Origin of the sequence: uncultured Caballeronia sp., from assembly GCF_964243625.1 — a bacterium.
Taxonomy (GTDB): Bacteria; Pseudomonadota; Gammaproteobacteria; order Burkholderiales; family Burkholderiaceae; genus Caballeronia.
Genome location: NZ_CAXTGZ010000132.1, coordinates 1 through 13122, shown reverse-complemented (window position 1 = coordinate 13122; position 13122 = coordinate 1). Strand labels below are relative to the sequence as shown.

11 protein-coding genes are annotated in these 13122 nt (G+C 61.0%); 3 read left to right on the top strand and 8 right to left on the bottom strand.

Going from position 1 to position 13122, the window contains the following annotated elements:
* Positions 1-287: 287 nt before the first annotated feature.
* The 7 genes from ACFFAR_RS11595 to ACFFAR_RS11565 form a co-directional block, all read right to left on the bottom strand.
* Positions 288-1523 (bottom strand): cytosine permease, encoded by a 1236-nt coding sequence (locus ACFFAR_RS11595; RefSeq protein ID WP_174364151.1) that lies wholly within the window; start codon positions 1521-1523, stop codon positions 288-290.
* A gap of 28 nt (positions 1524-1551) precedes the next feature.
* Positions 1552-1950 (bottom strand): hypothetical protein, encoded by a 399-nt coding sequence (locus ACFFAR_RS11590; protein WP_062168378.1) that lies wholly within the window; start codon positions 1948-1950, stop codon positions 1552-1554.
* 61 nt (positions 1951-2011) lie between these two features.
* Entirely contained in the window at positions 2012-2971 is a 960-nt protein-coding gene (arcC, locus tag ACFFAR_RS11585; RefSeq protein WP_174364152.1) for a carbamate kinase, read from the bottom strand.
* Between the two features lie 18 nt (positions 2972-2989).
* Positions 2990-4393 (bottom strand): DUF1116 domain-containing protein, encoded by a 1404-nt coding sequence (locus ACFFAR_RS11580; protein WP_174364153.1) that lies wholly within the window; start codon positions 4391-4393, stop codon positions 2990-2992.
* 10 nt (positions 4394-4403) lie between these two features.
* Positions 4404-5960 (bottom strand): acyl-CoA synthetase FdrA, encoded by a 1557-nt coding sequence (gene fdrA / locus ACFFAR_RS11575; RefSeq protein WP_375507908.1) that lies wholly within the window; start codon positions 5958-5960, stop codon positions 4404-4406.
* Positions 5961-6092: 132 nt separating this feature from the next.
* Positions 6093-6980 carry a DUF2877 domain-containing protein gene (locus ACFFAR_RS11570; protein ID WP_062168383.1) on the bottom strand — a complete coding sequence of 296 codons (888 nt, stop codon included), beginning with the start codon at positions 6978-6980 and terminating at the stop codon, positions 6093-6095.
* Between the two features lie 29 nt (positions 6981-7009).
* Positions 7010-7678, bottom strand: a complete 669-nt coding sequence (locus ACFFAR_RS11565; protein ID WP_062168385.1) for a cysteine hydrolase family protein — start codon at positions 7676-7678, stop codon at positions 7010-7012.
* A 534-nt stretch (positions 7679-8212) separates the two neighbouring features.
* Between ACFFAR_RS11565 and flhF the strand changes: the two genes are divergently transcribed.
* The 3 genes from flhF to ACFFAR_RS11550 are packed head-to-tail and all read left to right on the top strand — an operon-like array spanning position 8213 to position 11645.
* Positions 8213-9955, top strand: coding sequence for a flagellar biosynthesis protein FlhF (gene flhF, locus ACFFAR_RS11560; protein ID WP_062168386.1), 1743 nt, complete (start codon positions 8213-8215; stop codon positions 9953-9955).
* Positions 9948-10883 carry a MinD/ParA family protein gene (locus ACFFAR_RS11555; RefSeq protein ID WP_375507909.1) on the top strand — a complete coding sequence of 312 codons (936 nt, stop codon included), beginning with the start codon at positions 9948-9950 and terminating at the stop codon, positions 10881-10883. Before flhF ends, ACFFAR_RS11555 begins: the two co-directional genes overlap by 8 nt.
* Before the next feature lie 30 nt (positions 10884-10913).
* A complete protein-coding gene (locus ACFFAR_RS11550) occupies positions 10914-11645 on the top strand; it encodes an RNA polymerase sigma factor FliA (protein WP_062168388.1) in 732 nt (243 codons plus the stop codon).
* Between the two features lie 30 nt (positions 11646-11675).
* Here the strand turns inward: ACFFAR_RS11550 and ACFFAR_RS11545 are convergent, their stop codons facing one another.
* Positions 11676-12770, bottom strand: a complete 1095-nt coding sequence (locus ACFFAR_RS11545; protein WP_062168390.1) for a GGDEF domain-containing protein — start codon at positions 12768-12770, stop codon at positions 11676-11678.
* Positions 12771-13122: the final 352 nt, after the last annotated feature.

Genomic DNA, 13122 nt, shown 5'->3' with positions numbered 1-13122 from the left:
TTTCTTTGCTTCGTTTCTTTTTCGCCGTTGGAAAAAGAAATGAAGTCCCGCCACGCACAGTGGCTAACAGTGCTAAAAAGATCAGCCAAGACGAAACTCACGAAGACCTAAAAAGCAGCAACCCAGCACCAACCCCGACCGCAAAGAACGGTACCCAAGCGCCAGCGCAAAACCCGTGAAATGAAGTGCCGCCACGCACAGTGGCTAACAGTGCTAAAGAAATCAACCAAAACAAACCGCGCGGTAGCCTCAAGAGCACCAACCCAAGACCAACCCCGACCGCCAGGTCACCCCGCCGCCAACGCCCCCCTCGAAAACCGGCTAAAAGCCGCATAACACGCGCAAGCGACCAAAATAGAATCAACCGAAGGAATACTCGTGAACGTGAACACGTCCTTCACAGTCAAAAACCCGACCATCGATCCGATGATCCACGCAACAAACGTCATCACCTTGATCTGCGGTTCGGCCACAAGCACCTTCTCGTCATACCCATTGCGCCGATAAAGCAAAAAATCCGCGATATAAATCCCCGCCACCGGCGGCGTCGCAATTCCAAGAAACAGCAGAAACGGGATGAACCATCCCATGATATCCATGCTCCCCACGATCACCGCAAGAACGCCCAGCGCAACGGTGATCTGCCACTTGGGAAACCGCGTGAACAAGGTCGATACAACCAGCGTCCCCTGAAACATATTCCCTGCATTGCCCGTTACAGTAGCAAAAATCAGCAGCAATGCAGCCGGAAGGACGGCCCCGAACACGGCCATCGACCCGAGCAACGAACTCTGCCCTGTCATTCCGCTCGGCGTCGCGCCCGCCCAGTACAACAGCGGATACGCAATCAGAAATGTCATCCCCGCACCAATGATCGCGTGCTTGCGGTCATGCACGAAGCTGCCGAAGTCCGGCAACGTGGCGACCAGCACGATGATCGTGCCAACAACCGTCGATACGGCCACGCCCGTATTCATCTCCGCAAGCCGCACGGGCACCTCGGCCGATCCATGCGCCGCGACGTAAAGACAATACGCAAGCATCAACGCAATGACGGGTACCGCGAACTGCGCGACCTTGCCCAGTAACTCGAAGCCAAACGCGGTCGCCGCGACGAAAATCACGCATCCGATGGCAACCAGAATCGGCACCGGAAGGTTGATCCCGTGTTGCGCCAGGAGGTCATGCACGGAATGCCCGAACATGTTGGCCGTGACGGCAATCCACCCGAACAGGCTGACGGCAAGAAGAATGTTGATCGCAATCGCGCCTTTCTCGCCGAACGGGTACTTCACGATTCCATACGTCGGCATGCGCGCTTTCTCACCCACGCAAATGGTGATGATCGACAGGATGGTCAAGATGATGCTGCCGAGCACCACGACCTTGATCAACGCCGAGCTGGACAACTGACTCCCCAGACTCGACGATGAAAGAAGAACCGGCGTCACCGCAATGCCCAGCAAAATCATGGCAATGCGATATCCGGGCGCGGTATTCGAACGTTCGCTAGTTTCACGCATACAAATAGTCCTTGAAAGTCTCGTTCGCTCAAGCGGAATAGAAGTGGCCGGTGTAGGCGCGCCAGCTTCCGTGCGACGTGATTTCCTTCTGGTTTTCGACAAGCCACGGTTCGGCAAGAACGCCGAGTACTTGAGTGCCGTCACGCAATGTGACCTTGCCAATCGCCAATCCCGACGGCTCGCTCAGCAACAGACCGGCGAACGAAACCAGCGGCAACGCCCAGATCTCGAGCGCGACAGACGTGCCGCCAGCCGCGACGCGGATCATTCCCGGATGACGATCGCCGATACTCCATAGCCGGTAGTGCGCATCGGTATGGTCCTCGCGAAGGAAGACGCCCTGCGCGGCGATCATGTTCTTGTTCAATTCCAGTCCGCGCATCAGCGTGCCGTTGACGGCAAGCAGGGTGGTTTCCATAATCGACATGCCTTTATCGTTCGTTAATAAATCTGGATTGCTAAATAATCAGTACGTAAGGCACGAAAACCTATTGCGTGATCCATGTACCGGTTTTCTGGTCGAGCGCGCGACGAATTGCTTCAGGGCTCGTAATCAGGCCTTTTCCATTTCCGCCGTTCGCGCGGCTATGCGTCACGAACCGCATGATCGCTTCGATCTTCGGCAGCATGCTGCCCGCGCCGAATTGATCCTGCGCGATCAGCATCTTCGCTTCGGCAAGGCTCAACGTATCGAGCCAGCGCTGTTCCGGTTTGCCGAAGTTGATCGCGACCTGTTCAACGCCCGTCGGAATCAACAGCAGGTCGGCGCCGAGTTGCTCGGCGAGCAGTGCGGAAGCCAGGTCTTTATCGATCACCGCTTCCACGCCCGAGATCTGCTGCCTGTCATCCACCACGACGGGTATGCCGCCGCCACCGCACGCAATCACGATGCAACCCTGCGCCAGCAACGAGGCAATCACCTCGCGCTCCATGATTTCGAGCGGCTGCGGCGAAGCGACAGTTCTGCGCCAGCCGCGCCCCGCGTCCTCCATCAGCGTCCACCCGAGTTCCTGCTGGCGCCTGCGCGCGGTGTTTTCATCGAAAAAAGCGCCGATGGGTTTGGCCGGATTACGGAACGCCGGATCGTCGCGGCTCACGCGCGTTTGCGTCACAACAGTGACCACGCGACGATCGATTCCGCGTCGTCGCAACTCATTGCTCAACGCCTTCTGGAACATATAGCCGATCGCGCCCTGCGTGTCGCCGACCGCATAGTCGAGCGGAACGGGACGGACTTCGTCGGCGGCAAGTTCCGAGCGCCGCAAGATGAAGCCGACCTGCGGCCCGTTGCCGTGGGTGAGCACCAGGTCCCAGCCTGCCTCGATCATTTCGGCGATGTGTCCCGCGCTCTCGATCACGGCTTCATATTGATCAGGAATACTATTGTGTTCATCGTCGCGGATCAGCGCATTTCCGCCAACCGCAACGATCGCCAGAGGCTTCGTCATGGTGTGTTCCCGTGTGAATTAGACGTATTCGGCCAGCGCGCGAATGGCATCGATGAACCCCGGCATCGGCGCCGTGGTAATCCCCGCGCCGATCTGCCCGACACCCGCCTGCTTGTGCGCAATGCCCGTGTTGATGATCGGCAGGATGCCGCGATCGACGACCTTGCGTGCATCGATACCCGCGGCCGTCGGCGCGAAATTCAGCGCCGGCAGCGTGAACGCGGGATTCCCGCCGAGAGTGATTGCCCGCATGCGGCGGCTGTTATTGGTGGCATCGGCCGGCGTCCCGCCCACGAACTTGACGATAGCCGGCGACGACGCCATCGCGAATCCGCCGACGCCTGCCGTCTCCGTAATGGCGCTGTCGCCGAGATCGGCCGCCGCGTCGTCCACGCCGTATCCGGGGAAGAACAGCCCTTCCACCGGATTGGCCGGCGCCTGGAACCAGCGGTCGCCGGTGCCCGACATCTGGATGCCGAAGTTCACGCCGTTGCGCGCCATGACGGTGATCATGGAACTGAAGGGGACGTTGTGGGCGGCGTCCATCATCGCCTTGCAGGCCGCCATGGACAGGTTCAGGAAGAAGTGATCATTCCCCACGATAAACGCCGTCACGCGCTGGATCGTGTCGATGGGCAAGCCGCTGGACAGCAGCGCGGGGATCAGGCGCTTGATGAGCAACCCAGTGGCGGCGGCATTGCGGTTATGCACTTCGTCGCCCATATGCAGGGCTTGCGCCATCATCGGCTTGAGTTCGACTTCGCCGAGCACCTTCAGCGCGGCCTTCAATGCAGGCGCGAGTTCGTCCTTCATCCAGTGAAGACGGTCGAGTACTTCGCCGTTGTTCGCACCGAAGCGCAGCACCTTGCCGAGCCCTTCGTTGAAGTTGCTGAATGTGCGCCGGCCGTTCGTCTTGTTCTCGATCACCCACAGCGGCATCGACGGGCTGATGATGCCGGCCATGGGACCCACCGCCTGATAGTGATGGCACGGCTCGAAGCGGATCGCGCCGTCCTGCGCCATTTTTTCGGCGGCTTCATGCGTCGCGGCCCATCCTTCGAACAAGATCGCGCCGATGATCGCGCCCTTGACCGGCCCGCACATGTTCGGCCAGTCGATGGGCGGCCCCGCATGCAAGATGAGCTTCTTTTGCGACATCGCGCTGATCGCGGTCGACGCGATCATCACATCCACCAGAACGGGTTGCGCCGCGATGTATCGGTGGAACGCCTGCTCGTTTGCCTGCTCGACCAGCGGATGGCGGATCAGCGACGCAAGGGCGAGCCCCGCTTCGACATCGCCGAGTGCGGGCGGTTGCCACGTCAGGTTGATCACATCGCCGCCGGCGAGCGCGAGGTTATCGGCGAAACTGGCCAGGCCCGCGTTGACCACATGGAGTGGCTGTTGAAATAGCGTATTCATCATGGTTCCGTTATTTTTGCGCCTGGATTTGAGCAATGTGGGATGCCCAGAGGGCAGCCTGCGCGTTGCACCCGGCGACCAGCACGCGGGCTTCGCGCAAGATGTCGACCTGGCGGCTGCGGACTTGCGGATCGGCCTGCGTGCCGCAAACGTGCGAGATCAGGACCGGCAGATCGCGGCCGGCCGCCTGAAGGCGCGCATGTTCGATGAGCGCAAGCAATTCGGTTGCGGGGTCCATCGACGCGCCGTAGCCGAGTACCAGGTCGAAGAGAACGACTGCGGTTTGCGCATCGTTCAGTTCGGCGAGGACGCGCTGGTTGCGCAGCGTCGGATCGATCATCGGGTGCGGACGGCCGCGCGTGAAATCGTCGTCGCCCATGTCGACGAGCGTGTGAGCAAAGCTGTGCCAGATATCGTCGAGCTTTTTGTTCTGTGCAACGGGCGTATTCGATGACGCCTCGAACCCGCGTTCGCGCAACAGCAACTGGCTCTCATAGCAGAACGTGCCGCCCGCGAACACGCCGCGAACGAAGCGGCGGATGGGCGGCATGGTGCGGCTGTATTCATCGAGACGCTTGGCGTCCGGCGCGGCCACCGCGGCAACCGATTCCGGCAGCGCGGTGCCCGCCAGCAGCGCGACGGCGTAGCCGGCCGCGTCGGCCAAAGTGTGCGCGGGCGTGATGCCGAACACGTTCATCTCGCTGGCTTTCGCCCCGAGGAAGTTCACGACAACCGGTTTGCCCGCCGCCCGCGCACGCGTCAGGATTTTCTCCGCCACCGCCGGTGCGGGCGGCTTGGAGATCAGCACGATCACCTTCGTGTCCGGGTCCTGGGCGAGCGCGTCGAGACCGTACAACATGGAGATGCCGCCGATCGCTTCGTGCAGGTCGTGGCCGCCGGTCCCGAGCGCCTGGGAAATCCCGGCGCCCAACTGATCGATACGGCTGGTCACTTCCTGCAGCCCCGTCCCTGATGCCGCAACCACGCCGATCGCCCCGCGCCGGACCACGTTTGCAAAACCAAGCGGCATGCCGTTGATGATCGCCGTGCCGCAATCCGGTCCCATGACCAGCAGGTTTTTATCGCGGGCGAGGGTCTTGATTTCACGTTCGTGCTCAAGGCTGACGTTGTCGCTGAATAGCATCACCGACATGCCCATATGCAGCGCCTTGGTCGCCTCCGCCGCGGCGTAGTCGCCGGGCACCGAAATCAGCGCAAGGTTCGATGCTTTCTCCTGCTCCGCCGCCATTTCCAGGCTCACGAGCGGCGGCGGCCGGATGCCGTCGCCGCCCGATTCTTGCGGCTTCGCGGAGAGCGCTTCCTCGGCTAGCGTGAGGGCAGCGTCACAGGCTGTATCGCCGCCACGCACGGCGATGACCAGATCATTCGGACCCGCCTTGACACCGTCGTCGAGATTCGCGTCGCGCAACTGCGCGAGGTTCGTCTCGGTTCCCATCGCGACCGACGCCTGCTCGATATCCGGCAACGCGCTGATGCGGGCCGAGATCTGCATCAGGGAGACGGAGTCCTGATACATGTTCCTGAAGACCTTCGTTCTTATGCTCATTTCCAATTCCGATTCCGGTGATCGTTGCACCCGATGCTTTAAAGCGCCCGAATGCGGGCCTGGCGAATCCGGCGTTGCATACGCCGAATGCCATCGAACTGATGAACAGTGATTCGCTGGATCCTGGTCCGATCAGCGGGTTTCTTCTTGCGCTACCGTTTGAAGTGACCTGATTCCATGCAAGAAACCTCCGAGACAATCCACGCCAGAAGACGCGCCGAACTCCATGACCTTGTTTGCGGCAGTTGCGATATCCGATACCGGTGATCCGCGAATCAAAATACTGATCAAATGGTCGATGGGTTCCGAATAATGCCCCTTGAGCCCTAGCGTCAAATAATGCCGGCTAATGCTCGTAGTCCGATGCAACATGCTTTTGATCGCCAACTTCAACAGTTTCAAATGCGCGGCGATATTTTCAATATATTGCCAAGGCCGTAATGCGGCGAGATAACCTAAAAGATAATCATCGCCATCGGGCGTAAGTCCCGTGCCGAAGCCGATCAACTCGGCCACGGCTGCGTCGAGCGCAAGCTTTTCGTCCGCGACATTCAGGCGCGGCGCGCGTCCGTCCAGTGGCCAGCCTGGCAGCAACTGCAAATTGCTTCGCACCTCGCGCTGCCGGCAGTAAGTGATGAGCTGGCTGGCGAGCGCCGGATAGACACCGAGAAAGGCATCGAGAGAACACGCGTCCCGCTTCTTTTCCGGAGCAGGTCGCCAGCACGGCGCCCGGCTAAGATCGGCCCGCCAGCGCGCGGCGCGCAGCACGTTGCCCTCGAGCACGACGGGCTCGCGCGGACGCGACTGATGACGCCAGTCCCACCCCGGCGGCGTGACGATCCGGATAGCCGTCGGCAAGTTCTGGAAACGCGGGCTGAGCAAGGTCAGCAACTCCCCGCTCGCCGATGAAAGATTCAACGCATGCTGGAAGTGGCTGTGCACCCAAAACCGCCGCGTCTCGCGCGGGCCGTGCTCGGCAAGGTAGCCGACTGAAGACACTTCAAACGTGAGGAGCGCCATGGTCCGGTGCCTGGGAAGTCAGTTGAGGATCAGCCGCGCAAACCGTCGATCACCGCCGTCGCGTCGCTCACCCAGCCAAAGATCGCGCCCTGCGCCTTGATCATTTCCAGCGCCGATTTCTGGAATTCGGGGAAATACGATCCGACGCAATCGGCCGGGATGATGCATTCGTACCCGCGATCATTGGCTTCGCGAACCGTGGTCGTCACGCAGACTTCAGTGGTGACGCCGCACACGATGAGCGTCTTGATCCCATGGTTTTGCAGGATCAATTGCAGGTCGGTTTCATAAAACGCGCCCTTGCCGGGTTTGTCGATGATGGGTTCGCCGATCGCCGGATACAGCTCCGGAATGATGTCGTGACCCGCTTCGCCGCGCACGAGGATGCGGCCCATGGGTCCGTCCGTACCAATGAATTGCTTGCCGCCGCGCGTGAGTTTGGCCGGCGGACAATCCGCCAGATCCGCACGATGTCCTTCGCGCGTGTGAATGATCAGGAGCTGAGCGTCCCGTGCGGCCTTCAACAATTTCCTGCATGGCTCGATGGCCGTGCGCACGAGCGATACGTCATTGCCCAGCGCTTCGCCGAATCCGCCCGGCTCAACGAAATCACGTTGCATGTCGATGATGACCAACGCCGTCGTTGCCGGATTGAATGGCAATGCGAATGGCTCTGCCTGAAACGATTTTTGTGGCATTTCAATCTTCCTTGATTAATGTCAGGACGCGAAATATTCAGTTGGTTCTTGCCGGCATCGTGAATAACCTGTCGATTTATTATATGGAGGTTCTTTCCATCGCACGAAAGAAATTTCGATGCATTTATAGATTATTCATTATCCAAGAAGGTTAACTCCATACGTTTCTGATTTTTATAAAACCATTATCACGAATGGACTCCGTGCCTATTGCGTTCGGATAAATCGGTGAGCGACATAATGGCGCGGCGCGTGAATCAGAACACACCATCGCACGCCGAAATTTTCCTGGCAGCCCGGCAAGACACGTTCATTCCTCTGATGTTTGAGCTTTGGATCCCGCACATCGCCGGGGTCCCCGCCGAACCCTCGAATTACCCCGCTTTCCCGGCTCTTATCAGCCGATGGCATTGCGGCGACCCACGCAATAATTCACTCACTGGATAACGGCACGTCGCCTGGGCGCAAGACTCAAGCAACCTAGACCGTTCAACCGCAATAAAACAGCGTGGGCGCAAGCTCAACGGGGGTCAAATGAACATCCGCAAATTCATCGGTGCTACGAGTCGCGACGCGTTTCGTCTCGTGCGCGAGGCACTGGGTCCGGATGCGGTGGTCCTGTCGAACCGGGTGACGGAAGATGGCAGCGTCGAAATCGTGGCCGTGGCCGACGGCGATCTCGCGAAGATTTCCCCGAAAGCGGCTGCGCAGCAACGTGAACTGAAGCTGAGAGAAGCGCCGGTGAGCACGAGCGCTCCCACAGCGCATCACGCTTCCAACCCCTACGCCAGCGGCGATGTCTTCTCGTCCGTGTTCGGCGCAAATCCGGAACCGCTCGACGCGCTCGACGATAACGAACCCGCGCCCGAAGCCGAGCCGTTGCCGCGCCGCATGCGCGCAGCGCAAGAAGATTCATCGCGCACCATGGCCGAATCGAACCCTTGGCTGATCGAACATGCGCGACGTGTTGCGCAGACAGTTACCGAAGGCCTGCCGCAGCGTTCGATGAGTGCATCGGCGGCAATTGCCAAGGGACTCGGAAGTCCCGTTACCGTCGTGCCGCAGGAAGCGCATCAACCCGCCGACGCGCCCGAATGGACGCGCGAAGCCGCCCAGCTCGCAGCCCGCCGCGCCGAAAACAAGCTCGCGCAGCGCCAGGCCGCTGCAATGCCGATGCCAATGCCGGCGCAAACCCCGGAGCCCGCCGTCAGCACGATTCAGGAAGGTGCGTTTGCGGGATTGCCGGCGTCGGCGGCCGCGGCCGTGACGGAAGCCATCCGCGCCCGCATGGAACAGGTCGTCAACGACACCGTCATGCACGAACTCTCGTCCATGCGCGGCATGATGGAAGAGCATTTCGCCGGCTTGCTGTGGGGCGACCGCCAGCGCCGCAGCCCGAACCACGCCGCGCTCACCAAGCGCCTGTTCGCCGCCGGTTTCTCGGCGCAGCTCGTGCGCATGCTGATCGACAACATGCCGGAGATCGAACACGCGGAAGCGTCGATGCAATGGGTCCAGCAAGTCCTGGAAAACAACCTGCCCGTGATGGACAGCGAAGAATCGATGATGAACCGCGGCGGCGTTTTTGCGCTGATGGGCCCGACGGGCGTCGGCAAGACGACCACCACCGCCAAGCTCGCCGCGCGCTGCGTGATGCGCTTCGGCGCAAGCAAGGTCGCGCTGCTGACCACCGACAGCTACCGGATCGGCGCGCATGAACAACTGCGTATCTTCGGCAAGATTCTGGGGGTATCGGTGCATGCAGTGAAGGACGCGGCCGACCTGCAACTCGCACTGTCCGAACTGCGCAACAAGCACATCGTCCTGATCGATACGATCGGCATGAGCCAGCGCGACCGCACGGTGTCCGATCACATTGCCATGCTGTGCGGCGCCGGCCTCCCGGTGCAACGTCTGCTGTTGCTCAACGCAACCAGCCACGGCGACACGCTGAACGAAGTCGTGCAGGCCTACCAGAGCACGCCCGATCAACCGCCGCTCGCGGGCTGCATTTTGACCAAGCTCGATGAAGCCACGAACCTGGGCGGCGTGATCGATACCGTGATCCGCTACAAGCTGCCGGTGCATTACGTATCGACCGGACAGAAGGTGCCGGAGAACCTGTATGTCGCGACCAAACGCTTCCTGATCAAAAGCGCGTTCTGCATTCCGCGCGACGGCTCGCCATTCGTGCCGCAAGACGACGACGTACCGCCGCTCCTCTCCGCGCTCTCCGCGCGCGCTTCCACCGAACTGCATGAGGTTCACTTTGGATAAGTTCGTGTCCGATCAGGCTGAAGGCTTGCGCCGTCTGCTGACGCGCAACAGCTCGCGAGTGGTGGCCGTGTGTGGCGCGCCGGCGGGCGGAATAGGCGGTACGGGAAATACATCGACGGTCGTCAACCTCGCTGCCGCGCTCGCTGCGCAAGGCAAGGACGTGCTGGTGATCGATGAACGGCAGAACGCGTTGTCGGCGAGCCGGTTGGCCAACGTACCGTCCACGGGCGCACTTGGCGCCGTGCTGGGCGGCAAGCGCTTCTTGCAGGACGCAGTCACGCGCACGCCGTTCGGCTTTTCGATGATCGCCGCGCCCCGCGACGAACGCATCAGCCACGACGCCGCGCATTACCGGGTTTTGCTGGATGGACCCGCTGATATCGTTCTCATCGACACACAACCGGATCGTAGCGGCGCGTTGTCCACGCTCGCCGCGCAAGCGCACGACTTCGTGATCGTCACACGCGTGGCGCCCGCCGCGATCACCGAGGCGTATGCATGCATCAAGCGCCTGCATTACGCGCACGCCATCTCGCGCTTCCGGATCGTGGTCAACCACGTGAAGAACGCCGCCGATGCGCAAATCGCCTTCGATAACCTCGCCGGTGTCGCCAGCCGCTACCTTGCCGTGCAGCTCATGCCGGCCGGTTGCGTGGCGGAAGATCCGCGTGTGGCGAGGGCGCATGAACTGTCGCGCTGCGCAGTCGAAGCATTTCCGACGACCGCCGCCGCCCGCGATTACCGCCACATCGCGGCCGACCTGCAGTATTGGCCGATGCCAGAAAGTTCGCACTTCGAATGGCCGGCGCAAGCCGTCCATAGGGAAACGCCACGCAATATCGAGCGTTCGATCAACCCGGGAGCGACCTCGCGCCGCACCGAAACAACGTCGCCGGAGTTCGCAATGCGCAGCCCGGCGGCGGTGTGACGAAGCAAAGAAGGAACAAAGGTGAATGCGATGTATAACGCCCAGGGAAAACTGTCACAAGCCGAGGTCCTGACCCGCTACGCGCCGCTCGTGCGCCGGCTGGGTCTGCAACTGGTCGCGAAAATGCCGGCCAGCGTGGATCTCGACGATCTGATCCAGGCAGGCATGATCGGTCTGCTAGACGCCGCCAGCCGCTACAAGGAAGACCAGGGCGCGCAGTTCGAGACATACGCGAGCCAGCGGATTCGTGGCGCAATGCTCGACGAACTGCGCGCCAACGACTGGCTGCCGCGCAGCATGCGCAAGACATCGCGCGAGGTCGAATCGGCGGTACACAAGGTCGAGCAACACCTTGGCCGGTCGGCGAGCGAACAGGAAGTTGCCGAGCACCTCAACATGCCGCTCGACGAATACCAGACCATGCTGCAGGATCTGCACGGCAGCCAGTTGATCTATTACGAAGACTTCGACCGGTCATCGGATGACGAACCATTCCTCGACCGTTATTGCGTCGATAAAGCCGATCCGTTGTCCGCATTGCTCGATGGCAGTTTGCGTTCGGCGCTGGTCGAAGCCATCGACAAACTGCCCGAGCGCGAAAAGCTGCTGATGAGCCTCTATTACGAGAAGGGCTTGAATCTGCGTGAAATCGGCGCAGTGATGGAAGTCAGCGAATCGCGCGTGTGCCAGTTGCATAGCCAGGCGGTTGCGCGGTTGCGCGCGAAGTTGCGCGAACAGGCCTGGTCGGGCGTGGAGGCTTGACGGTTCGGGAGCGGCTTTTTCTGAGCCGCTTCAAGAAGGTTCGAAGTCCGCGCCTTCGGCAAACACCGTTCGGCCTTTACCAAGCGCTTTCGCCCGGTACATTGCACGATCCGCCGCGCGCATCAGCACGGCGATATCGGTGTAGATGGGTTTCAGGTCCGGCGAGATCAGGCATGCGCCAATACTCGCCGATACATTCACCACCCGGTCCTGCACCGACGTCATTTCCGCCAGCACCGCGTGAATTCCGTTCGCGACCGTATGCACCGCGTGGCTGCCCGTCACGTGACGCGCGAGGACCACGAATTCGTCGCCGCCGAGACGCGCGACCGTATCGGTGGTCCGCACACGGCGTAACAGCGAATCAGCAAAGGTTCGCAGCACGACGTCGCCAACTTCGTGGCCGTAGGTATCGTTGACTTCCTTGAAGCCATCGAGATCGATCAGCAACAACGCCGTCGCGCCTTCCTGTCCCGTCGATATCGCCGTCACCGCCCGTCCGATGGTTTGTTCCAGTGCGTACCGGTTGCTCAATCCGGTGAGCGGATCGGTGCCTGCCCGGAGCGCGAGATCGCGGTTCGCGCTGCCGAGCCGGCCGATCAGCACACTCAGATATACCGATGCCGCCAGCACACTCAAGCCAATGCCAAGCGCCGCCGGCCGGTTGAGACGCCACCATGGCTGAAGCATGGATAGTGCGACGATTCCGGCCAGTGCCGTAACGCACGACAACGCCAGCGTCCGCTTCCCATAACGCCCTCCTGCGCCGATCAGGAACAGGAAAATGGCCCAGAGCATAGGCAGCGCGAGCGGGCCGCCGGCGGCAAGAATCAGGGCGAGGAGCGCCTGATCCGCGATCGTGGTGATGGCAAGACGCACGTCCGAATGACGCGGCATCCCGCCGATGATCACCCGACTGGCCACGCCATAAACCAGATACAACGCGAGCACGCGAAAGCATGCGGTCGCCGCAGGAGAAGGATCGAACCACGCGAACGCGCCATACGCCACGGCCGCGAGTCCGCCGAGTGCGACTCGGAGCGTTGCCTGCTCCCTTTCCGGATCGCGATGCGGAGACCAGACATAGCCGCGCGGCCGCTGCACGGGGTCATGCAAATGCCCCATCCTGTGTCCCTTTTTTATGGTTTAGTGGTTTAAACCGACGTTTTCTACAGTGGCTGCGTAGTGCGCAACCGCAATCCTACTGCGTTGATGCGCGCTATATGCAAAGGGAAATTGGGGTGCGGATGGAGAGTGGATGGGATTTGGGGCGGGAGTATATGGGTCAATGGCGGGGGTGGCTCTGGTTTCGGCCTGGTTGGGTGGTCGAGGGGTTGTTAAACGGCTCGCGTTTCTGCGAAGCGTGGAGGCGAGTTTTGCCTTGCCCGGCGGACGCGCCTACTTAACTACGCACGTTTTCCTCAATCCGATGCAGGAAATGGTTTATTCCTGTGGCACCTCCAACTGCCGATGCGAT